Annotated in this window: 20 protein-coding genes; 9 read left to right on the forward strand and 11 right to left on the reverse strand. The window is 68.5% G+C overall.

The window, feature by feature from the left end:
• The first annotated feature begins 129 nt into the window (after positions 1 to 129).
• From AQJ91_RS45295 to AQJ91_RS45315, 5 genes are all read left to right on the forward strand, one after another.
• Entirely contained in the window at positions 130 to 5,238 is a 5,109-nt protein-coding gene (locus AQJ91_RS45295) for a toxin glutamine deamidase domain-containing protein (protein WP_067035194.1), read from the forward strand.
• Positions 5,239 to 5,310: 72 nt separating this feature from the next.
• Positions 5,311 to 6,318, forward strand: a complete 1,008-nt coding sequence (locus AQJ91_RS45300) for a hypothetical protein (protein WP_067035198.1) — start codon at positions 5,311 to 5,313, stop codon at positions 6,316 to 6,318.
• 81 nt (positions 6,319 to 6,399) lie between these two features.
• Entirely contained in the window at positions 6,400 to 8,331 is a 1,932-nt protein-coding gene (locus tag AQJ91_RS45305) for an ATP-binding protein (protein ID WP_067035201.1), read from the forward strand.
• 71 nt (positions 8,332 to 8,402) lie between these two features.
• The gene (locus AQJ91_RS45310) at positions 8,403 to 9,734 is read left to right on the forward strand and encodes an SUKH-4 family immunity protein (RefSeq protein ID WP_067035204.1); all 1,332 of its coding nucleotides are present in this window, start codon (positions 8,403 to 8,405) and stop codon (positions 9,732 to 9,734) included.
• Between the two features lie 50 nt (positions 9,735 to 9,784).
• Positions 9,785 to 10,087, forward strand: coding sequence for a hypothetical protein (locus tag AQJ91_RS45315; protein WP_234383419.1), 303 nt, complete (start codon positions 9,785 to 9,787; stop codon positions 10,085 to 10,087).
• 20 nt (positions 10,088 to 10,107) lie between these two features.
• Here AQJ91_RS45315 and AQJ91_RS54175 read toward each other — a convergent pair whose 3' ends face one another.
• Positions 10,108 to 10,536: a hypothetical protein gene (locus AQJ91_RS54175; protein ID WP_067035207.1), complete on the reverse strand. Its 429-nt coding sequence runs from the start codon at positions 10,534 to 10,536 to the stop codon at positions 10,108 to 10,110.
• Positions 10,537 to 10,668: 132 nt separating this feature from the next.
• Here AQJ91_RS54175 and AQJ91_RS54180 point away from each other — a divergent pair, with 132 nt between their 5' ends.
• Together AQJ91_RS54180 and AQJ91_RS45330 are read left to right on the forward strand one after the other, a co-directional pair.
• Positions 10,669 to 11,325, forward strand: a complete 657-nt coding sequence (locus AQJ91_RS54180) for a hypothetical protein (protein ID WP_067035210.1) — start codon at positions 10,669 to 10,671, stop codon at positions 11,323 to 11,325.
• A gap of 585 nt (positions 11,326 to 11,910) precedes the next feature.
• A complete protein-coding gene (locus AQJ91_RS45330) occupies positions 11,911 to 12,426 on the forward strand; it encodes a hypothetical protein (protein ID WP_234383420.1) in 516 nt (171 codons plus the stop codon).
• Positions 12,427 to 12,501: 75 nt separating this feature from the next.
• Here the strand turns inward: AQJ91_RS45330 and AQJ91_RS45335 are convergent, their stop codons facing one another.
• The 10 genes from AQJ91_RS45335 to AQJ91_RS45380 all read right to left on the reverse strand — a co-directional run bounded on the left by AQJ91_RS45335 (position 12,502) and on the right by AQJ91_RS45380 (position 21,141).
• Positions 12,502 to 12,894, reverse strand: coding sequence for a hypothetical protein (locus AQJ91_RS45335; RefSeq protein ID WP_234383421.1), 393 nt, complete (start codon positions 12,892 to 12,894; stop codon positions 12,502 to 12,504).
• A gap of 99 nt (positions 12,895 to 12,993) precedes the next feature.
• Complete coding sequence (locus AQJ91_RS45340) at positions 12,994 to 13,278, reverse strand: hypothetical protein (RefSeq protein ID WP_067035217.1); 285 nt, start codon at positions 13,276 to 13,278, stop codon at positions 12,994 to 12,996.
• A gap of 63 nt (positions 13,279 to 13,341) precedes the next feature.
• Positions 13,342 to 14,472 (reverse strand): hypothetical protein, encoded by a 1,131-nt coding sequence (locus tag AQJ91_RS45345; RefSeq protein ID WP_067035220.1) that lies wholly within the window; start codon positions 14,470 to 14,472, stop codon positions 13,342 to 13,344.
• Between the two features lie 48 nt (positions 14,473 to 14,520).
• Positions 14,521 to 14,934: a hypothetical protein gene (locus AQJ91_RS45350; protein ID WP_067035223.1), complete on the reverse strand. Its 414-nt coding sequence runs from the start codon at positions 14,932 to 14,934 to the stop codon at positions 14,521 to 14,523.
• A gap of 202 nt (positions 14,935 to 15,136) precedes the next feature.
• Complete coding sequence (locus tag AQJ91_RS45355) at positions 15,137 to 16,261, reverse strand: hypothetical protein (RefSeq protein ID WP_067035226.1); 1,125 nt, start codon at positions 16,259 to 16,261, stop codon at positions 15,137 to 15,139.
• Positions 16,261 to 18,462, reverse strand: a complete 2,202-nt coding sequence (locus AQJ91_RS45360; protein WP_067035229.1) for a hypothetical protein — start codon at positions 18,460 to 18,462, stop codon at positions 16,261 to 16,263. The genes AQJ91_RS45355 and AQJ91_RS45360 overlap by 1 nt, the downstream gene beginning before the upstream one ends.
• A gap of 13 nt (positions 18,463 to 18,475) precedes the next feature.
• Positions 18,476 to 19,075, reverse strand: a complete 600-nt coding sequence (locus tag AQJ91_RS45365; protein WP_067035231.1) for a WXG100 family type VII secretion target — start codon at positions 19,073 to 19,075, stop codon at positions 18,476 to 18,478.
• Between the two features lie 173 nt (positions 19,076 to 19,248).
• Positions 19,249 to 19,662, reverse strand: coding sequence for a hypothetical protein (locus AQJ91_RS45370; RefSeq protein WP_234383422.1), 414 nt, complete (start codon positions 19,660 to 19,662; stop codon positions 19,249 to 19,251).
• Between the two features lie 73 nt (positions 19,663 to 19,735).
• The gene (locus tag AQJ91_RS45375; RefSeq protein ID WP_067035234.1) at positions 19,736 to 20,794 is read right to left on the reverse strand and encodes a WXG100-like domain-containing protein; all 1,059 of its coding nucleotides are present in this window, start codon (positions 20,792 to 20,794) and stop codon (positions 19,736 to 19,738) included.
• A 20-nt stretch (positions 20,795 to 20,814) separates the two neighbouring features.
• Entirely contained in the window at positions 20,815 to 21,141 is a 327-nt protein-coding gene (locus AQJ91_RS45380) for a hypothetical protein (RefSeq protein ID WP_067035237.1), read from the reverse strand.
• A 173-nt stretch (positions 21,142 to 21,314) separates the two neighbouring features.
• On the opposite strand from AQJ91_RS45380, the gene AQJ91_RS45385 reads away from it, so the two are divergent.
• Positions 21,315 to 21,851 carry a hypothetical protein gene (locus AQJ91_RS45385; RefSeq protein ID WP_067035239.1) on the forward strand — a complete coding sequence of 179 codons (537 nt, stop codon included), beginning with the start codon at positions 21,315 to 21,317 and terminating at the stop codon, positions 21,849 to 21,851.
• Positions 21,852 to 21,912: 61 nt separating this feature from the next.
• Positions 21,913 to 22,497, forward strand: a complete 585-nt coding sequence (locus AQJ91_RS45390; RefSeq protein WP_159054808.1) for a hypothetical protein — start codon at positions 21,913 to 21,915, stop codon at positions 22,495 to 22,497.
• Positions 22,498 to 22,541 lie beyond the last annotated feature (44 nt).

Consider the following 22,541-nt stretch of genomic DNA (forward strand, 5'->3'; position numbering starts at 1 on the left):
AACCCTCTGAAGTTGCCTGCCGGTGAGTCCGTAAGCTTTGGGCACGGCTGTACATCTGTGTGGTTTCCCTTGATGAGTGGGGGAGTTGTACGGCCACATTGGCTGACGGGGGTGCTTTCTGCTGTGGCGATGATGTTGCCGGACGAGCTCGAGTGGGTTCTCGAGATGCTGGGCTACCGCTGGCCGACGGCGAACGAGGACAAGCTCAGAGACTCGGCCGCCCTGTGGCGGCAGTTCGGCGAGAACGTCACCGAACTGCACACCGCGGCGAACACCAGTGCCCGCACGGTGACCGCCCACAACGCCGGCGAGGCGATCGACAAGTTCACCAAGGCCTACGAGAAGTTCGACGGCGGAGGCGGCTCCGACGGCTACCTCCGGAACGCCGCGCAGGCCGCCTTCCTCATCGCGAACGTGCTGGATGCCTGCGCCTTCCTCGTCGAGTTCGCCAAGTGGGCGGTGATCGCCCAGCTGATCGCGCTGGCCATCGAGATCGTCGCCGCCCACGCCGCAGCGCCGTTCACCTTCGGTCTGTCCGAGGTCGCCGGCCTCGGTGCCACCCAGGTCACCCGGCTGATCGTCCGACGCCTCCTGGACGAGCTCAAACAAGCCATGATCGACGCGCTCATCGAGACGATGAAGGAGCCCGCGATCTCGGCGGTCGAGGCGATGATCACCGACCTCATCCGGCAGACGGTGAACGTCGGTTTCGGCGCCCAGGAGGGCTACGACGTCGGCGCCACCATGAAGGCCGGCGGCACGGCAGGCCTTGATGCCCTGAGGCAGAGCCCGCAGACCTTCGCGGAAGGCGTCCGCGACAGCCTGGGCCAGAAGGCCGGTAGCCGGGCCCGTGACGCGATCGACAGCCGTATCGACGGGTACGACGGGCCGTCGGGGATATCGGGCAGCGGCAGCGACGGCCGAGACGGTGGCAGCGAGAGCGGCGGCCGAGGCGACAGCGGCGGCGACTCCGGGTCGGGAAGTTCCAACTCCAACTCCTCGTCCTCCAACTCCTCGTCCTCCAACTCCTCGTCCTCCGACTCGAGTTCGTCGGGGTCGGATTCCTCCACCTCGACGCGTACGAGCAACGGCACCGGCCCTGGCGTGAACATAGGCAGCGGGATATCCGCCGACACGGGCGGCGCCGGCATCGGCGCACCGGATGTGGGGGCGGGCCCCAACTCCGGGTCCGGGGCCGGGTCTGGGTCCGATTCCGGGAGTCCGTCCTCCTCGGACACCCCGTACTCAAGGCCGACGCCGTCTCAGTCAGGGCCGTCCCTGTCGGACTTCGACGACCCCTCGCCCGGCGGGCCTTCGTCCAGCGCCCCCGACTCCAACGGCTCCTCCGGCACTCCGAGCACCTCCGGCCCGTCCGGCACGAACGGCGGCTCCCCCGTATCCGGCCTGTCATCCCCGACCGCACAGTCCACGCCCACGCCCGCGTCGTCCGGCAGTACGTCGTCCTCGCCGGGGGGCGGCTCGATCGGCACCCAGATCGACGGCCTGGCCGCCGGCGTCCCCACACAGTCCAACGCAGCACCGACGTCGACGACGGCCGACCCGTCTCCCACCGGCACCGGCGGCCGTTCGGACGGCGGCTCAGCCACGCCGACATCACCCGTGGCACCTTCCACCGGGGGCGCGACTGTGGGCACGCACAACGCCCCGAGCGCCTCAGGAGGCACCCCGTCCGCGACGAGCCCCACCCCCAACTCGGGCCCAGCCAGGAATCCTTCCACCGGCACGCCCACCACGCCCTCCGCCACAGGGACCGGCCCTGCATCCACACCGAGCCCCACGTCGCCGACGACGCCCCGGACAACGCCGACGCCCACACCGGACCCCCGAATACCGGGTACCGACAGCCGAACGCCAGGTACGGCGGACAGCCGCGTCCCGAACCAGAACACTCCCGGCACCACGCCGGGTGACCGCACCCCGCCCCGGGACACTCCGCGCACCACGCCGGGCGACCGCACACCTCCCCGGGACACCCCCGGCACCACACCAGGTGACCGCACCCCGCCGCGCAACAACGCGGACCCGACCGGCACCCGCGCACCCGGCCAGAACCCGAGCCCTGCCACGAGCCAGAGCCCGAATCAGACCACCCCGAACCAGAACCCGGCCCAGTCGTCGCCCTCCAGGACCACGCCCCCGTCCAACAACACCCCGACGACCACGCCCTCCACCTCCCCGAACACCGGCTCTGACCGGACCTCGGCACCGAGCAACAACGCCCCGAGCCCGTCTACGCGGCCGGGCCGCGCTGACACCGCCGGCACACCCAGTACCCCTGGCACGCCCGGCACGCCGAACCAGCCGAGCGGCGGCCCCGGCCCCAACAGGCCACCCCACCAGCCCGCGGGCAACACACCCAACACCCCGCCGACCCCGAGCACTCCGCAGCAGCCGGCCGCGCAGCCTCACAAGCCGGAGAACACACCGCCCAACCCACAGCAACAACAACAGCAGCAGGTGACGGCGGTCCCGATCCACACCGTCGTCACGACACCGAGTTCCTCGACGCCCCCGTCGCACTCGCCCCCTGCCACGCCGCAACAGCCGGGCTCACCCCAGTCCAACCCGGGCGACCCCAACCACCAGCAGCAGCCCCAACAGGACAGCCTGGACGACATCCGCTCCGACCTGGACCACCACCCGGGAGGCCTGTCCGACCCCGACCCCGCCGATCAGCAGGCACTGGCCGACGCGGTACCGCACAACGAAGACGGCACCCCGCAACGCTTCCCCGACCCCTTCGGCCCCTACACGCAACTCCAGAACGACGGCGGCAACACCGTCCCCGGCCGAAGCAACAACTGCGCCGACTGCTCCCGCTCCTTCCTGGAAACCTGGTACGGCAACCCCCAGGTCTCAGCCCCCCGCACCCTCGACACCGACGAAAACGGCAAACCCAACCTCTGGTCCCCCGAGAACAACGCGAACGAGAACCAGATCCGCTGGACCGGCGCCGCCCACACCTACGCCGGCCCCGGCAACGACCCCAACACCGCCCAGAACATCGCCTCCGTCCTCCAGAACGCCGGACCCGGCTCAGCGGCCATCGTCCAGGTCAACTGGAACGGCGGAGGCGGCCACGCCTTCAACGTCGTCAACCACAACGGCAAGATCGTCTGGATCGACACCCAGAGCGGGCAGGTCAGCACCGAGCCCATCCATCTCGACAACGCGAAAGACGTCTTCCACATCCCGCTGGACGCCGACCGGAACCCCATCGACACCACCCAGTCCAACGACAAGGACGCCGAGGACTCGAAGGACTCCGAGAATTCCGAGCAGGGGACGGACACGTCCCAGCAGGGCAGTGACAGTGCCCAGCAGGAGACCGACAACGCATCGGACGGTCCCGAGAACCAGCAGGCCGACCAGCCGGATCACGCGGGCGAGGCTCCCGCACACGCTCCCGGCGAGAACCTCCCGCACTCGGAATCCGACCGGGTCACAACCCCTGGTCAGGACGAGACGTCGCCGCGCGACAACGGCACTCGCACCAACGAGGCAAGTACGCCCAGCCCGGACAGGGCCACCAATCCGGCACCTGAGCCGCAGTCAGACTCGCCGAGCGACCGTTCCGACACTTCCACGCGCCCAGGAGCGGATGCCCCGACCACCGATCGGTCCAGCAGCCAGGGGCACCCTGTCACGGACCCGCGCGCGGCCTCACAGCAGCACAGCCCCACTACGCGGTCGGCCGATCCACGCGGGCAGGACCCGTCCACCCGGAAACCCCACCGAGACGAACGGCCCGACGCCCCCCGCGACACCCCGGCACGTCCTGACCGTCCTGACCGTCCAGCAGACAACACCCGCGACGACGACACAGCCCGCCGAGGACCCGAGAACCCCGCCGGACAGGACGCTCACCCGCACGACGACCCCTCGGATCCGACGGGCGACAAGAACAGCACCAAGGATCCCGACGACCGCCCCTACGACGAGCCTCACGACCGGGGCACCAGTGACACGGCGGCCGAAAGCCGCCGTGTCACCGAAGGCGGCCCGGACAGTGATGTCTCGCGTACCCATGAGACACGGGAGCCCGACAAGGCCAAGGAATACGGCCTGGAGCCCGACGCGCTGCAGCAGCGGCTGCGCCGGGAACAGAGTGTCCACCGGGTCGAACTCGACCGGGTCCACGCCCGACTCAACGGCTGGACGGAGTCGGGCGCCCTCGCGAACGTCGTGCGGGCGACGGCCGGAGCCGGGAAGCATCCCCATCCTGACGGGCCTCGTAGCTTCACCAGGGATCAGCTCATCGACAGCCTGCCCGGTTTCGGTGACCTGTCGCGAGGAGAGCAGCAAGCCGTTGTGGCGTCCCTCGCCAGGCTCAGCCTGTCCTTCCACCAGGCACACGCTGTGGGCGCCAGCCCGGAACGGATCCCGTTTCCCTACCGGAACGAGGGCGAGGCTGCCCCTGCCAAGGACACCCCGGATCGAGGCGCGAAGCTCTCCAAGGAGTCGCTCGGTGTGCGGCTGCATCGTATGGCGATGAACGCGCTGTTCAAGCGGGCGGAATTCAAGGCCCTCGAGGAGGGAAAGCTCAAGGAAATCAGACGCCACGGACCTGATTTCAGCGGAAAAAACTACGCCGTCCTGGAGGTTCTGGGCCCTCCGCCGAAGAATGACGTCCAATACATCGTCGACTCGTCGGTACCGGCCAACAAGGAATTGAAGGGCGTGCAACCGCGTCACTCGGAGCGACACCTGCTCGACTGGCTGAAGCGCATGGACCCGGACGGATCGACCTACACACCTCTCGGGCTGTACACCGAGCGGGAACCGTGCGGTGAAGGTCAGGGCCACGCGAGATGCTCTGACACTCTCCGGGACGAGCGCTTGAAGGGCATACCCATCCACTACACCACGACTTACCGTGACGACCCGGCGGGTGTGGGCATTCGCGGAGATATGGCGGAGGACAAGAAGGAAATAGTCAAGCAGATGAAGGGCATGCCGGATCAGGATTCCAGGCAGCTCGCGGAAAAGGTGTGGGGCGAACACTACAAGAACGACCCAGAGGGCCTCGAAAAGGCACTGAAGAAGCTCGAAGGAAAGTCCGGAGACGCTCTCACTAAAGCCATCAAGGGTGAATTCGACGCGCAACGCAAGCGGACCGCTACTCATAAGGAGGATGCCATCGATGCCGAATTTGATCGGCACATCAGCTCCCTCCAAGAAACATGGAAGAAGCTCAAGACGAACATGATCGGCTAAGCCTGCACGAGTAATAGGCCGTTCACCGGCGCCCTGATCCACTCTCCACACACCACAACTAGGCTGTGCACCATGCCAGATAGCTTCAACGCGCTTGTACGGGACCTCTGCGACGATGATCGGAGCGTGTGGGAGGCCGCGGAGGACCGTTTGGTCGCCCTCGGCGTACAGGTGGTCGACACTCTGCTGCCCTACGCCGGAGAAGCCGGCCCGTCCCGGCTGAAGTGGGGTGCCGAGTCCGTCCTTCGGAAGCTCGGCGACCAGGCAGTGCCACGTCTGCGGGAGATCCGGCGACAGGGGCCGGGGCGACTGCGCGGCAACGCCCTGAAAGTCCTGGTCGATCTGGGGGGCGCCGAGTGCCTGGACGAGGGTGACCTCGGCGCCGTGGAGCGTCTCGTGCGGATCAAGCTCCTGGACGAGCGCCCGGTGAGAGTCCCGTCGGAGGCCGGTCGCTGGCTGGCCTTTCCGGCGGACCGGCTCGACGACGCCGTAGCCGCTCTCGGCCTTCACGACGTTCGGGCGGCCACCACGGTCATGGGGGTGGCCGCCGCCACCCAGGCCACCGACTCCCTTGAGTTCCAGGACGCCCAGGGGACGACACGGACCGCCTACCGTGTGTTCATCACGCCGGCGTTCGAGACGTGGCTCTCGGAGGTTCCGATCCAGAACTGGTGCATGCTGTGGGGAAACTCCTTCATCGACCAGCTCGACGGCTTCGCGCTGGCCGACAAGCTCAGCGAGCGATGCGGTGAGGCTCACCTCTACATTCTCGACCCGTACAACCGCGCCGAGAACTGGTACGTCTCCCGCGATGGCCACGGAGTGCGAAGCTTCGGCAGTTACGACGAGCCGCAGTTTCAGGGAGAACCACTGCCTTTCGAGGTGGAGTACCGAGAAGACGCGGACGAGGACGAGGCTGAGGAATACGCCGAAGGTGTCCCCTACGCCGTCACGGCGGCCGACTACCTGTCCGTAGAACCCGGCCGCATGCCCGCTTCCGGCACCCACGGCCACGGCTGGCTCGCCACCACCCACCCCGACGTACCCAACTCCCGCTTCAAGGGCGCCCTGCCCATCTGAAGCCCGCACCGGCCCATGGCCTGAAGTGCCCGACAGTCGAAAGCCTTCGCACACGTCCGCACCAGCGGAGGACGGGAATCCATGACCGATTCAACGGACGGCTACGCTCCGCACCCCCACATAGGTGGGCGCACGAACGCTCTGCGTGCGCTCGCCGCCTGGCGCATGGCGCGGCCGGGGGCGCCTCGTGTGGTGGCCCTGACGGGAAGCTCCGGCAGTGGCCGCTCGCGGTTGCTCACCGGGTTTCTGATGCTCTGCGATCCGGAGTCCCGCAGGCAACTGGATCTGGATCGGCTCGATCCGTCAAGCGTGCCTCCTGAACTGCCCGCACCCGCCGCGGCGAATGCGCGCGGACTGACAGCCCAGCAATTCCTCTGGGCTATCGCCGATCACTACGAGCTACCGGTGGACCGCACCGAAGACATCTACTCGGAGCTGGCGGCAATCGGCGACCCCGTGTCCCTCGTGGTTCTGGATGTGGATCAGGCGGGCCCGGTCCGGCACACGGACGAACCCTCCGTACTCGTACGCCAAGTACTCAAGCCGCTCGCCGCCCTTGACTCGGTTCGGCTGGTGGCGGAGCTGCCACGCCATCTCGTGACCGAACTGGCCGACGGGCTTCCGGCGGACGCACTACAGATCATCGATCTCGACGAGCCACCGTGGGCCGACCCCGTTGGGCTGGTACGGCACGCAGAGGCGGCGTTGGCACCTTCGTTCGCCGGAGCGGACCTGCCGTTCACCGTGGATCCGGAGGCCCGGCACGCCGTCGCCGCGGCCATCGGGCGCCGGGCGGGCACCAGCCCACTGGTCGTACAACTTGCCATCCAGAGCATTCTCCTCGTCCCCGAGGGCTTCGACCCAGCCGACGAAGGCCAGTTGCCGACCACTGTCGGCGAGGCACTCGACCTGCATGCCGGACGGCTCGGCACCGACCCGCAGACGCTGCGGCTGATGCTGGCCCCGCTCGCCCTGACCGAGGCCGACGGCATGCCCGTCCACCTGTGGCCGCGGCTGGCGAGCGCGGTCGCCGGACAGGACATGAGCCAGGCCGTCGCAAACGGGATGCGGCTCGTCGCCCCCTTCATACAGCCCGTGGACCAGAAAGCGGACGGCGACGACGAGAGCAGCGGATGGACGCGACTGCGCCTATTTCACCCCGCCGTAGGCGACGCCATCCGAGCCGGTCTGCCGAACGTGCCCGCCGCTCAGACGCAGATCGCGATGGCGCTGCTGGAGGCCGTGCCGGAGCAGGACTGGGGCAGGGCCGACCCGTACGTACGCGACCGCATCGCCGGCCACACACTGGCGGCGGGACTGCTTCCGCAACTCCTCACGGACCCAGGGCTGTTCGTCCACGCCGACCCGGTGCCGCTGCGGGCCGCGATTGAGGCCGTCCCGGTCGAGGAGCTGGGCGCAGCGGCCCGTACGTATCTGCGTGCCGCGCCCCTGCTGACCCGTAACGAGGTCTCCGAGCCCTGGCGTGCCGCTCTGCTGGAGACGGCATTCGTCGAGGACGGACTGCCCGAGTATGCCGAAGCCCTGCACCGGCTCGGCTTCGAACTGCCCTGGCAGACCTTGTGGAGCCTGCCCGTCGCCGGCATCAGTGAAGTGACGGTCGGCAGCATCCCCAACGCCGAAGGACCTGCGACCCGAGTGGCAGTGCTCGTCGTACCGCCCGGCACTCCCGGCGCACGGCCGACGGGCGAGGAGGGCGAGTCCGCGGTGCTCGTTCTTGGCCTCGTACCGCCGGACGGCCCTGGCGAGGCGGACCTTGAGCAGATCCTGCGCCCGTCCGAGGAGGAGCGTGCGGCCGCCCCGTTGGGGCTGAGCCGCGGCGCTGACTACCTTCGCGTCTGGGACCGGGCGAGCGAGGAGGTCATGGCCGCGCTGGTCTCCGACGTCCCGTTCACCTCCGCCGACCTGTCCCCCGACGGCATAGTCGTCGTCGCGACCGAGCGCGGGGCGAAGGCCCTCCGTATCCGCCCGGTGGACCCGGCGATAGCCTCGTAGCCGCATGCCGCACGATCTCCTCCACCCTTTGACCTCCTCACCCTCTCGACTTATCTCGAAGGAGCCTCCTCGTGACCAGCCAGGAGCAGGCGCTCGCCATCGCCGACCGTTGGCTCAACCCGGGAGGCTCGGCGGAGCCGCGCCGTGAGATCCGGATGCAGGAGTTCGACCTCGGCTGGGTCGTGTGGGCCGCATCGGCGGAGCCCGAGCGGGATCCTGTGACCGGGGAGCGTCGCCCCCCCGCCGAGATCGGCAACGCGTGCGGGGTCGTGGACCGTCGTACCGGCGAGCTGACGGTCTGGCCATCGGTGCCGGTCGAGGAGGTCGTGCAGATGTACCGGCAGAAGCACGGAGGTGCGGGACAGGACGCGGGCGCGTCCGAAGGAGGCGCCCGTCCGGTCACCGGCCCCGGCAACACCGCCGTCTTCACCTACGTCGACCCGGCGAACGGCGAGGAGACCACCCTCTTCCGCACCTCCGCTCCGGGGCTGCCCCCGGCCGAGTACCAGGCGTGGGCCGACCTGCAGCGGATGAACGTACCCGTCGGCGATGTCGTCGCCGTCCACACCGACCTGCGTCCCAGCCTGCTCCCCGGCGGTTACACGGCCGAGCTGCTCAACTCCTTCCCCAACGCCCAGCTCTCCTGCTCACAGACCTACGGAGCCCGTCCCGAAGCGCGTGCGGAGGGTGTCACCGCGCTGGTCGAGCAGGTCGAGACGATGCACCGGATCGCGGGCCGGCAGCCACCGCCCCGCCCGTACCGCGTCCCGGTTCCCGCCCAGGTGACGCCTGCTGAGCCGATGCGTGACGTGGCCCTGGGCCGCCATCTCGTCGAGGTGTTCGGCCAGGACGCCGTACGTCGTTTCGACGCCGACGACATCGCCGACAGTCCGCTGCCCGAGCCCGCCAAGTCGACGCTCACCTGGGCGGGGCTCCCCACAGACCTCCCGCTCTTCTTCACCGCCGACCGGCCCGACGCCCCTCCGGCCGGCGGCCTGTTCACCGACGTCGCCACGAATCTGCGCGAGCGGCGCAGCCCGGCCGGCGAGGAGAAGATCGGTGCCCTGGCGCACCTGGTCCGGATCGGCTTCGACGGGGTCGCGGTCGTCGCGGTGCAGTGCCTGCCGGGTACGGGGCAGCCGGACGGCCTCGGCGCGCTCTGGGCGGTGGATCCCGTCACCGCCGAGGCGCGCTACGTCAACGTCTCGGTCGCCGCCTTCACCCGCTCCCTGGCGCTGCTCGCCGCGGCACGGCAGCGGATGCAGGGCCTGGACCCGGTCGCGGCCGGTGGGGAAGTGGCCGCTCTGCAGGAGCAGTTGGCGGCCGTCGACGCGTCCGCGCTGTGGAACGCGGACACCTGGTGGTCACTGATCGTCGAGCAGATGTGGCACGGGTTGTTCTGACCGGCCTGCCCTCTGAACATCCCCACCGAGACAAGAATGGAGAGCAACTCGTGACGTCGGACAACCCGGCACCGCCCACCACCTCCGAGCAGGCCCTCGCCATCGTGCGCAGCAGGTACGCGCAGCCCAGACTGCCGGACGGCACCCCTGCCGAGCTGCGAGTCGAGGAGTTCGACATCGGCTACCTGGTGTACGCGGTGTTCCCTCCTGCCACGGACGCCGCCGGCCGGCCCCAGCCCGCTCCGCCCGGCGGCAGCAAGATCGTGGTCTCCAAGGAGAGCGGCGAGACCGTCACCGTCCCCAACTACCCCACCGAGTCTGCCATCGCGCTGTATCGCAGGCAGCGCCAGTGATCAGTGCCGTGATCAGTTGATCAGTACAGGGAGAATCCGCCGCTGTGGCGCCCCTGGTTCTTCTTCCCGGACTGCGAGGACTGGCCCTCCGAGCCCCTCGGCTCGGACGACCCCGAAGAGGGGCCACCGCTCGCCGGCGCCTCCCCGTGCCTGACCTGGTCGCGCTCCTCCTCCGACAGTGACTCCCACTGACCGCGCAGGGACGCCATGCCGCCGCCCAGAGCCCGTGCCACCGCAGGGTCGTCCAGGGCGTCGCGCAGGGCGATGCGGCCGGAGAGCAGCCCCTTCGCCGCCTCCTGCAGGTCCTTGCCGGCGCCGCCGGTCTCGGACAGCTTGCGCAGGGCGGAGTTCAGGGAACGTATCTGCTCCGGTTCGAGTGCCTCGTCCAGCACGCCGCGCTCGGGTGAAGAGCCGTCGGGGTTCGGTGAGTTCTCAGGGCTCCTGGTCATGTCGCTTCTCCTCGTTCGTCCTCGCCTCTCGGTACCCGAATTATCTCCCGTCGTATCTCCGGTCACATACGGATGCCATGCTGGCCCCGCCGGCCCAGGAGGCGCAGGACCGAGGAGAGGGACCGTATCGTCATGGCTCGTACGCAAGGCACGGGAAGCGGCACCGGAGCCGACCGTTCCCTCGCCGGCCTCGTCGGCAGAGCCTTCGGCCGCCTCGGGCGCGCGGGCGGACTGGTCTTCCTGCTCGCGGGGCTCGTGCTGAGCGGATGGGGCGCGTACGAGGGGGCGTACGCGGCGGGTTGGGCGGGCACGCGCGGCACCCTGACCGTGCAGCAGTGCGACGTGAGCTACCCGAACAACGCCTCCCGCAGCAGCCGTAAGAACCGCCGGCCCGTCCGCTGCGAGGGCACCTTCGTCTCCGAGGACGGCAAGAGCACGGACGCCAACGCCGCGGTACAGGTCAGGCAACGGTACGCGCAGGGCACCGAGTTGGCGGTGCAGCAGGCACAGGCGCCGACATCGGACGACGCGCCGGACGCCGACTACCTCCAGACCGGCATGGACCGGGCCTGGCGCTGGTTCGGCGCCTTCTTCGGTGGGTGGGTCCTCACGGGGCTTGGCGTCTTCTGCCTCGTCAGCGGTTTCGCTCCGTTCGGCCGGAGCCGTATCTCGTTCGACGCGGCGTGGGAGGCGGCGGGGCGGGGAGCGACGCGGGCGGCCGTGCTCGGGATGATCGGGGTGGGGCTTGTGGGGGCCGGGGTTTCGTTCCTGATCAGCTACTTCGTGTGACCCGGTGGCGGCCCGGCAGCTAAGTGCGGGTCGGAGTACGACTACGGCATTCAGCACCACAACAGCCGGGGCTTCGATCACACGTTGTGCTTCACCAAGGCCGAGGTCCCGCAAGTGCCGTCTGCTTCCGGGGTGTTCAAGCCCCTCGGGCAGGGTCCTCTCGGGTATGCGCAGCACATGCCGCTCCCGAAGGCGTCGTCGACCCGGGCCGCAGTGAGCTGGTGCCCCGACTGACTCCCGTGATCATTGCAAGGCAGCTGCCCGGTTGCGGCAGGCCCCTTCACGCACCCCGCTCCGGCTCCGACAGCCACCTCCTGATCTCACTGATAGCTTGCTGCTTCTGCCAGTTCACTCCGTGGGGAATCAATGAGCCAGCCGCCGTTCCAACCGCCACCGCCGCCGGCACAGCCACCGCAGAACCCCTACAACCCGTACGCCCAGCCCGCCCCACCGCAGCAGTCCCCGGGTTTCGGACCACCGCCCGCCCCTGGGCAACCCCCGCAGCAGGCCGCGTCGGCGCCCGTTCCCGGCCAGCCGTCGATGTACCCCGGACACTCTCCTGTCCCGGGGCAACCGATGTACCCGATGCAGCCCGGACCGCCGTTCCAGGCGCCGCCCTTCGGACAGCAGCCGAACACGGGCGGTCATCCCGTCGGCGCGGTCTTCCTCGGGTTCTTCGTCTCAGTCGTCGTCTCGCTGCTCTACAGCGGTCTCGTCCTGGCCACGTCCAGGGACATGTCGCTCACCGCGGCCAACACCCTCTACCTGGCCCATGCTTGCCTCAACGGAGCGATTGTCGGCGCTTTGGTCGGCTCGGTGGGGCACCGCAGCAACGGCGCCCGGATCGGTGGGGCCGTCGTCGCCGCGCTCGGCGCCTTCTTCGGCTACGCCAATGCCATCCCGCTCATGATCGCCGAGAGCCAAGCGCCCAGTGCCGTCTGGGACATGGTGGAGTACGACCCCTTCTTCCCGGCCAAGGCCTGGTGGACCGACGAAGTCAGCGACGGAGTCGACTGGTTCTCCCCGCTCGGCCTCGTGGTCGCCGCAGCCGCAGCTTGGGGCCTCGCCTACGTCGTCGGTAACAAGCGCCGTCAGGTGTGACTTCTCATCAGCTGGATGGGGCGCCTACGAACAGCTTCAGACGACTGCCTCCAGTCGACCCGGCTCAGCGCCGGCTCAGCGGAACATGGGGCTGTCGCCGAGACTCGCCACCGCCGCCGCGACACAAGTGACCGCCATCGCCCGACGGGTGCGGCCGTTCCGGGCCAGCACAGCACCGGAACCGCTGACCACCACGCCCACGGCGTACGTGGCGGTCCAGACGCCCACCGCGTCACCCTTGCCGAGGCGTACGACGATGAGGACCAGGCAGATGACGGCGACCAGCCCGGCGAACGCCACGTACATCCGACGTGCCTGCCGCGCATCACGCCGCCGGCTCTCCACGAGCCCCGGTCGGCCCTGAGCCTGGAACCGCGCCCGCAGTTCGTCCGCGCCCGCCCCGGACGACAGCGGCCGCTCGCCCATCCCGTCCGGCATGTCCGCCGCCTCGCCGCCATGCGTTGTCATGGCAGCGGAGCTCAGCGTTCAAGACCAGGACCCAGGACTGATCTGACGGGGGGCGCGAAGTCACCCGGCAAGGCCCGTCGGGCCGGCCAGCCGATCGCGCTACGCCCCCTCAAGAGACGCCAGTACGAACGTCAACGGCAGCGTCGCAACGGCGAGGGCGAGCCCCGTCGCCGCCAGCCCCGTACGGATCTCCCGCGCGCCCCGGACCCCCAGGTACGCGGCGATCAGCGGCAGGACGCAGCACAGGAGGAAGCTGTAGTGCCAGCCCTCTTCCTTGATGAAGAAGACCATGGCGGCCAAGCAGACCGGTACCGACCCGACGCTCATGATGCGGGACCGCGAGAGGAAGACGTCGAGGCCGTTGACCCCGCCGATGAAACCCATGACCGAACCGCCTTCTCCCCGTCTACCTTCTACCGCTCGTACCGCATGTGCCGCTCATACCGCTCATACCGCGGCGTGGTCGTAGCCGCCAGTGCCCACCTGGGGAAAACCGTCCGCCGCCGAGAAGCCGTTGATGGCCGCCGACATGACCACCCCGAGCGCGCTCAGCGCCGACGCGAACGCGTCGAACGTCTTGGCCGCCTCGGCCCACATCTGCATGAGCCGGATGGCCTGTGCCGCGGCCAGCGCGAACATGGCCACCGACGCGGCCTGCCCGCCGACGGGGATCGCGTTGACGGCCTGCGCCGCGAGCAGGTTGACCAACCAGATGACGAGCAGGTCGCAGAACATCACCAGGAACGACTTGACGAACTCCGCGAACTGGAACGCCATCTGCGCCGCCTGCGCATAACAGCTCTGCAGGGACTCGAAGGTCTCCTTGATCTCGTCGAGCTTCCTGCAGAGCTCGTCGAAGTACACGGTGGCGGCGTTCGCGGCGTTGCCGTCCCAGCCGAGACCGACGTTCTGGTTGCCCTTGCGCACATTGGCGGCCACGGCATCGCAGAAGGACGCGAGGTTGCCCCATACGTCGGAGCAGTCGTTGTACGAGTTCCAGTCCCCGAACACCCAGTTCGTGCAGACGGCGAAGGGGTCGAAGTCGAAGAGCAGCTTGGATGCCTCCACGGCCATCGCCGAGGGGCTGCCGATGTCGAGGACGCTGCCGAGCGTCTTCTGCACCGGGTTCATCTTGTACTCGTCCGCGTGCCCCGACGCGTACTTGACGAGGGGATTGTCACTGTCGCTCGACGGCTTCAGCATGTCCACGGCGTCACTGGCATCGGAGAAGTCCTGCGGATCGCCTCCGGAACCGCCGCCCGACACCTTGGAACCCGGATAGGTGGCGTCGAGTTTGGCCGCCTCGCCGCTGTCCGTCTCGCGGTAGTACTTGGCCGTCCCCGCGAGTTCCTTCTCGGACGCCTCCAGAAGGCCCTTGACCTTCTCCAGAGCCTTCTTGGCCTCGCTCACATAGCGGTCGTGGTCACCCGCGACGAGGTCCCAGGCGTCTCCGCCCGCCGACTTCTCGATCTGCGCATGAGTTCCTGTGTACGAGACGGCCTGCGCACTGCCGTCCGCGGCACGCCCCACCAGCTTCGAGAAGCCGTCGATCGCACCGGGTTCTACCCGAAAGTTCACATCTCCCCCATCGCCCGTATCAGCTGACCTCGCCGGTGGTACGGCCGCTCAGTACAGGGACCAGCCGCGCCCGTCGTGACGCGACTTCGTACCCGACCGGTTCTCGGACTCCGCACGCCGCTCGTCATCGAGCTGCCGCCGCTCCTCCTCGAGCCGGCGTTCCCCTTCCGCGGCGAGCGCGTCACGCTCGCTGTCGGACATGGAGGCCCACTTCTCGGCGAGCGGAGCCGCGTGCTCCACGGCCTGCTCGGCGTAGGCGGACACATTGGCCGCCTCGCGCAGCCCCATACGTCCGGAGAGGACCTCCTGAGCCATCTCCTTGAGGGCATCTCCCGCCAGCCCCGAGGAGAGATGCTCCAGGGACTGCCGAAGGATCCTGGCCTGGACGGCGTCCTGCTGGACCATCTCCAGGAACTCGGAGTCGTCCACGGGCTTGCCGGAACTACTGGGGGCGCTGTCCAAGGGGTACCTCATCGGGAGGGTCGGCGGGTCTCGACCGGCGTGAACCTACCAACGCACATGCGAACGCTTCAACTGGCAGTCGGTGCAGGAACCTCGCAGGTTGTGCCAACTCGACGGAGGCTGCTGCTCGTTGACCTTTCAGAAGTCGCTGACTTTGCGAACTTGATCGTTTGCTTCAGACCCCGGCCGATGGAGTGTGACCCTAATTCTCCGGATTCCCCCCGGAGAACTCCGGTGTGCTGCAGCCGTGCTCCTCGGCCGAACGCCGCGCGAACGTCCGCAGCGCGGACTGCTGCAGTTCGGGGTCCGCGGCCGTGTGGCGGTCGTCGCCCGGGACGTGGAGGGTCTCCGACGTGAAGAACGCGGTGCCGCCCTGCGCGGGGCAGGAGGCGCTGGCCCAGTACAGGCCGTCCGAACCTCCGGCGGGGCCACGGAACTTGTCGCTGTCACCGCGCTTGTACGTCGCCACGAACCCGCCCTGCACGAACGGGCCGTAGTACGCGGCCAACCGGAAGGCCGGATCGCCCGCCTCGTCGAGGAGGAGGCAGTCCTCGATGGGGGCCAGCGGGTCGGCCTCGGTTTCCCGTGTGTCCACCGTGATGCCCGCGCAGGTGCCGGTGGCCTCGCCCGGCGCGGTGACCCCGGACCTGTCGGAGCTGTCGTAGGGCACGGACACAGGGAAAGCGGCGGCCACCTCCCGGACGGCCTTGCCGTGCGGGGCCTCGCAGCCCGCCTGTTCGGCGGCGTTGACCGCGGTGCCCGTGGCCAGCCGGGCCAGTTGGACGCGCTGCTCCGATGTGATCTGGGGCGAGGTGTTGCCCCGATGGCGGGCCGTCAGGTTTACCACGACGCTGCCGTCGCTCTGCCCGCCGTCGCCGCAGAGCATCACGACCGCGGCATGGCCCTCTATGCCATTGGTGTTCAGCACCCCGCGCCAGCCGTTACCCAAGGGGGTCACCACATCCCTCCAGTCGTCGGAGATACTGCGCTCCAGGTACACGAGGAGCTGCCTGCTCCCGGCGTACCGGCTGACGGTGACGTTCAGTTCGTCGTAGTACGCCGGCAACGGGTCGCGCCTCGGCTGGACCGAGCACTCCTGAGGCTCTTGGTCCAGCCGGGCCGTGATCATGTCGTCGGTGGACAGCGCCTGCCCGCCGAGGAACTCCTCCAACGGGGCCTGCGGTACGAGGCCTTCGCAGAGTGCGGACGCGGCGCCGGACGGCGACGCCCCGTCCAGTACGCCGGTGAAGTAGAGCGTCCCGGCTGCCCCGGCCGCCACCGCCAGCAGCGCCGCCCCCGTTATGACTGTGGTGTTCGTCGTGCGCATCAGCTGCTGTGTCCCAGGATCGTGTGCGTGGAGTTGCGGGATGTCTTGTAGCTCTGCTCGGCCTCCTGCTTCACCTGGCGCATGGCGTTGTCGTCCTCGTCGTAATCGCGGTCCCTGGCCCATGCGTCGATGATGTCCCTGGTGCCGGCCATGCCCTTGGCCTGGTCCTCGGCGTTCTGCGAGTTGGCCTTCGCGTCCGCCTCGTTCTTGATGTCTTTGGACCAGTCGTAGGTCGCCTGGTCCAGGATGCGCTGGGCGGTGTCGCCGACCTGCGGGATCAAGGTGAGCGGCATGCCGCCCATGTGGTAGCGCTGCTTGGCGGCGTCGTCCGCCCACTGCTTGCGCTCGTCCCGGTCGTCGAGGATGACGTCGGAACCGATGGCGTTGTAGGCGCCCATCACTGTGCCTACGTCGCGTGCCGGGACCTCCCAGTTCTCGTTGGCGTTGCCGGGCTCCTCGGAGGCGCGGCCCATCACCTCGGCGGCGTAGACGCGCTCGGTCTCGTAGATCTGGTTGAAGTTCTCCGGGTCGTCCGAGACACCCCGCAGGACGCGGATGACGCTGCGTTCCTGTACGCCGATGTGTGATCTGCCGTTCTCGTCCGTCCAGGCGTCCTTGGTGCCGTCCTGCTCGTTGCCGTAGCCCTTGTGGTCACCGGCGATGATCGCGTGGGTGTCCTCGGTGTAGTCGGACAGGGCGCGGGCGAGCGGCTTCTGCATGTTCTCCGGGATGGTGGAGTCGCCGCCGCCCTTGCCGTAGTCGTCCAGGCGCTCGATGGTGGCCTGCATGACACGGGCCTCGGCCGCGGTGTGCCCGTTGAAGTCGATCCGCTCGTCGCCCGGCGTCGCCCCGGTGGTGGCCGCCTCCAGGGCCAGGCCGAAGCCGGTGCGGGAGTTGGTGGCGTCCTCCTCGTGCCGGTCCAGCTCCAGCTCGTCCTTGTGGCTGCGCTCGCTGACCTCGGTCGCGGGCCAGTCGCGGTCGTCCAGCAGGTACTTGAGGCGGTCGTTGCCGCCCTTGGGGTCGAGGTAGTCGGTGGCCGCCCTGGGGTGGTCGCTCATGATCCCCAGCATGTTGTCGACCGGGTCGACGACCGCCTTCTTCTCCGCGTCATCACCGGAGTACACACTGTCGGAGATGTTCCAGATGTCCGGGTTCTTCTTCTCGGCCGCGATCATGTCGTCGGTGAGGCCGTGCACCATGTGGGCCGGATAGCCCTCGGTGTCGCCCTCCTGGAGCAGCTTCGACAGGGTCTGGTAGCCGTAGGGGCCGGCGGGTTCGCCGTCGGGACGCTTGGTGCCGAGGGCGGCCATGTCCCTGCGCCACTGCTCGGAGAACTCCTTGTCCTTGTTGGCGGTGGCGATGTTGTTCGCGAGGGCGTTCTGGATGTTCCGGTACTTCTCGGTGTCGCCGCCGCCGGCGCTGGTCGAGGCCTCCAGGTCCTGGGCGAGGCGCAGGGTCGTCTCCGGGCCCAGGCTGTCGACGACCATCCGGCTGAACTCGGGGTCCTTCTCGTTGTGGCTCATCAGCCGCTCGAGCTCATTGAGCTCGGCGGGAGAGAGCTTCTCGCCCTTCTCGTACTTCTTCAGCAGCCTGGACGCGCGCTGCGACTCGTCCTGGTCGACGGACTTGACGGTCTTGTCGTTGAAGCCCTCGTCGCCGCCCTTGCCGGTGTTGCGCCGCAGGGCGTGCGACGCGGAGATGTCGGCGTTGTCGGCGGCCGCGAGGACGACCGCGATCTTCGCCGCCCAGAACTCGACCTTGAGCTGGTTGACGGAGGGCCCGTCCGGCATCAGCGGACCGGTCGGGATGAACGGCTTGTCGCCGTCCGGGTCCGGGTTGGTCAGCGACACCTCACCGGTGGCGCTGATGGTGATGTTGTCCTTCTTGGCATCTTCGGTGAGCTGGTGCAGGTCGTTCTTGTACTTCCTCAGCTCGTCGTAGGCATCCTGGAGGACGGTGCGGATGCCCTTGCCCTCGGTCACCGCGTCGGTGAACTCCTGGTTCGCCATGACGACTTGGGTACGTGCGTACAGGGCGGTGCCGTCGAGGCTGGTCCAGCCGGCCTGGTCGAAGTTCTTGACGACCTGCGCGTCGTAGGCCTCGTCCATGGCGTCGTAGCGGCGGATGTACTCGCTCCAGGAGTCGACGGCGCTCTTTATGCCGTCGACGTCGAGGTGGTAGAGCTGTTCGTAGGCGATCACTGGGCCGGTCCTGTCAGTTGAAGTCGGAGAGGGAGCTGTGGACGGCGTTCATCTCCTGCTCGTTCGCCGACTCCGTGCGCGTGTAGTTCCCCGCGGTCGTGGTGCACCGCGTGCCGATCTCCTGGCAGAGCTTCTTCAGCCGCGTGGCCTGCTTGTCCCAGCTCTCCATCGTCCTGCTGAGCTCCACGCCCAGCTGCCCGCCCCACAGGTCGCCGCTGAGGGCGCCCACCGCACCCCACATGCGCTCGTCGTCACCGACGTGTCCGTGGCTCTGCACGACGCCCGCCATTTCGTTGGCGGCCTGTCCCGCGCGGTTGAGCGCGGCGGGGTCCTCCACGCCGTGCAGGCTGTTCGTCCGTACGCCGCCGGAGTCGCCCCCGGCCGACATGGTCCGGATGCCTCCGCCGTCGTAGCCGCCGTCTTGGCCGCCGCCCGTGGTCGCGCGCGGCGCGGGGTCGAGGTCGCGCACATCGGTCTGTGCGGGCGGTTCCGGCATCTGGTACGCCGTGCGCGGGTCCGTGCCGGTGGCGGGCGCGGTCGGTGCGGATATGCGTGGATCCGGGCCGGTGTTCAGCGCGGATATCGGACGTATGTCGTCGAAGTCAGAGCTCACTGGCTACCCCCGTGCCCGACGCGATGCCCGCTGCGGGCATCACATCGCATCAAAAGCGATCTTCGATCGGAGCCTACCGATCGGTATGAGCCGCGTTCCAGTGGGGGCTGGTGAAGGTAACGTGACCGCAACCGTGACCGCGACCGCACTCAGGACGCGGTCGAGCCCGAGCCTCAGCGCTGAGCCGGCCGCGCTCCCCGGCCGGAGCCGTGCACCGGCGCGTCCCGTTCGGCACGTTCACGGTCCAGCTCCGCCTGCTGCCGCGCGTCCCACTCCGTGAACCGGGCCTTGGACTGCTGGCGTTCCGCGTACGTCTGGTCGTCGGCCGCCCGGCGGATCTCGTGCATCCGCTGGAATACGGCCTCGGTGTAGCACGGGTCCTGGAAGGCGTCCTTGGCGTCGACGCGCCCGCTCAGCACCGAACGCGCCATGTCGCGCAGGTCCGGGCCGAGCGTTGTCGCGTCGGCGATGGTGCGCAGAGAGCGGCGCAGCCGCAGGGCCTGCTCGGGGTCCTGGGCGATCCCCATGAGTTCCTCGTCCTGGATCTCGTCCTGGATCTCGTCCTGGATCTCCCGGTCCGCGGTCATGGGTGCGGTACGTCCTTCCTGTCGGCGGTGAAGGTGTTGAGGGTGTTGAGGGCGATGAAAAGGCGCGGCGGCGTCATCCGAACTCGTTCCGAGCCCACTCCTGCGCGCTCCCCGTGGTGCCCGAGGAGCCGGAACTCGCCGCGGAGGCGCTGGCGGTGGCGGTGGCGGCCGCAGCTCCGTCGGGCGCCGGCGTGGTGTGGGCACCGTGTCCGGTCAGCGCGTCGACACCCTGCTGTACGCGGTCCCCGGCCGCCCCGGTGACACGCTCCGTCGCGGTGTCCACGGCGTTGTTCACATGCGTGGCCGGGTCCGTGAAGTCGGCGAAGGCCGATCCCTCGCCCCCGGTGACCTCGTTCTTGAGGCCGTCCACGTACTCGCCGGCCGCCGTCCTGGCGACGTCCACCGTCTCTTTGAGGTCGATGCCGGACCGCGCGTCGAAGTAGGTCTCGATACCCTGCCGGCCGATGTTCTGCGCCATTCCGACGGCAGCCTCGGTGGCCTTGTCCTTGGCGGCGTCGACCACCCGCTCCTGGATGAACTGCTTGGCCTGGTCCTTGGCGTACTGCTGGAGCTTCTCCTTGGCGATCTTCTTCAGGGCGTCCATGGTGGCGTGCTCCATGGCCTGGGTGACCGCCTCCATGACCTCCTTCTTGAGCCTGTCCAGCAGCTCCCGGACGATCAGCCGCGTGGCCTGTGTCGCGCCCAGCGCACCGACCTCGGACAGCCCGAAGGTGAAGGGAGCCGCCGCCTGCGCCGCGATGATCTCGATGGCCAGAGCGACGAGTTGGGCGATCACGGCCAGCTTCGCCGTGAGGACCGCCACCGCGGCCGCGTCGAAGGCGAAGGCGATCACTTCGCACGCGGTCTTCGCGTCCGGCAGGTAGCTGTCCTCGCCGTTCGCGCCGGTGTAGGCGCCCCAGTCCTTGCTGAATCCGTCGACAGCCGTGCCGACGTTGTGGGAGACCACGGTGCGGGCGAGGCGTTCGCCCTCCACCTGGATCTCTTCGAGTTCCTCGCCGAAGGCCCGCCAGGCCTCGGCGACCTTGTGCAGTGCTTCTTCGTCGACCTCGGGCCAGGTGTAGCCGAGGAGGTCAAGCACCCAGACAAGTTCACTGGGCAGTGTGAGCGACATGCCAATAGCCCCGTATTTGATTAAAGTTGACCGGCAATCCCGTTCATCAGGCCGCTGTTCGACGCGTCCGAGGCGTCGTAGTTACCTGCCATGTCCTGCAGGTTGTAGCCGATCTTCTGGAGCCGTTCCGCGAGGCTGTCCATCGACGTGAAGATTCCGTCGCGAATCGGCGTGTAGACCTGGCCGAAGATCTCCCCGAAGTCCGCCTCGGCCCACGGCTCTCCCAACCCTTCGAGGGTGGTCTGAAGCCGCTTGGAGGCGTTCGAGAAATCGCCTCCGAGGTCGGCGAAGCTCCGCCCCTGCTGCCGGAGTACAGCCGTCTCCACGTCAAAGATGTCGTACGCCATTGTCCTCCCCCGAACTCCCCTTGCCACAGTTCATATTGCACGACGGACCGATACCTTAGACTCCTCGCGCACGACTCGGCGAACCCGCCAGTCAAGAGATCGTCAAGTGACTCAAGGGACAGTCAACTGTGCTGACAACACAGCCGAGTTACGGCAGTACACGGAGCCTGTGGATGGGAAGACTCGTCGGCCTGGGACTGCTTCTCGCGGCCGTGGTCGTCGCCGTGGTGACCATTCCGGAACTGCGCAGCGAACTCGCCGGCGAAGGCACCGAAGGAACCCTCACCGTTTCTTCATGTGATACGCACATGAAAACCCACTACGGCACGCACAGGCGTTCCACAGAACTCAAGTTCAGCTGCACCGGAAGCTGGTCCGCACAAGAAGGTGGGACCACCTACGAAGACGTAGCAGTGGCCACGACATCGCGTTTCGAAACGGGGGCGAAAATCCCCGTCGTGCAAGTGGACGACACCTTCGAACAGCCGCAGGACCGGGATCCCGGAGACGACGCCGCGATTCTCGCGTTCTGCCTCTCCTTGCTGGCATTCGGCGTCTACTGCCTCCTCACCGGCTTCGGCACCCGCAACGGCCCCGGCTTCACGGCTTCTTGGCAGCGCCTGCCGGCCCGAGCCGCCACCGGCCCCGTTCTGGGCGGCCTCTTCACCGTGGGCGCCCTGGCAGCGCTCGTCTGCGCGCTCGTCCTGTGATGTCTGGTCGAGTGATGTCTCGTCCCGTGAAGTCCGTACCCCCCACTCCGAGGAACCCTCAATGACAAAAGTGCACGGGAACGCCGCGCCGAACGCCGCCCCACCGGGAGACCGGACGCGCCTCGGCCGCCTCATCGGCGCCGGCCTGATCCTCGTAGGTCTCGTCCTCCTGGCCCTCGGCGCCTACCTCGGCCCCTACACCTACGCCACGGCCACCCCGGGCAAGCTCACCGTCGAGACCTGCACCGTCGACTACAAGTACCGCTCCAGCACGTCGAGCAGCTCACGGAAGAAGACCAAGACCAGGTACTGCTACGGCACCTTCACCGCCAGCGACGGCACCGCCAAGGACCTCAACGCCGAGCTCAAGAGCGACGCCCTGCACCAGCGCGGCTACGTCATCGAGGCCCTCAAGACCGGCGACACCTCCTACAAGCAGGACCACGGCTGGGTCGGCGCCATCGCGGTCGGGTGCGCATGGTTCTTCGGCGCCCTGATGCCGCTCACCATCGGCTTCTTCGGGGCCGTCACCGGCTTCTCCTCCGGGCGGGCGCCGAGCCGGCACCTGTTCCGTACATCCTTCGCCCTGATCGCGGTGGGCGTGATCGGCCTCGTCATCAGCCTGCTGGTGGCGTTCTTCGCGTGACGGCAGCCCCGACCCTCATGGGTGGGCCCATGGGACTTGCCTCA

The sequence above is a fragment of the Streptomyces dysideae genome (genome assembly GCF_001514305.1).
GTDB lineage: Bacteria > Actinomycetota > Actinomycetes > Streptomycetales > Streptomycetaceae > Streptomyces > Streptomyces dysideae.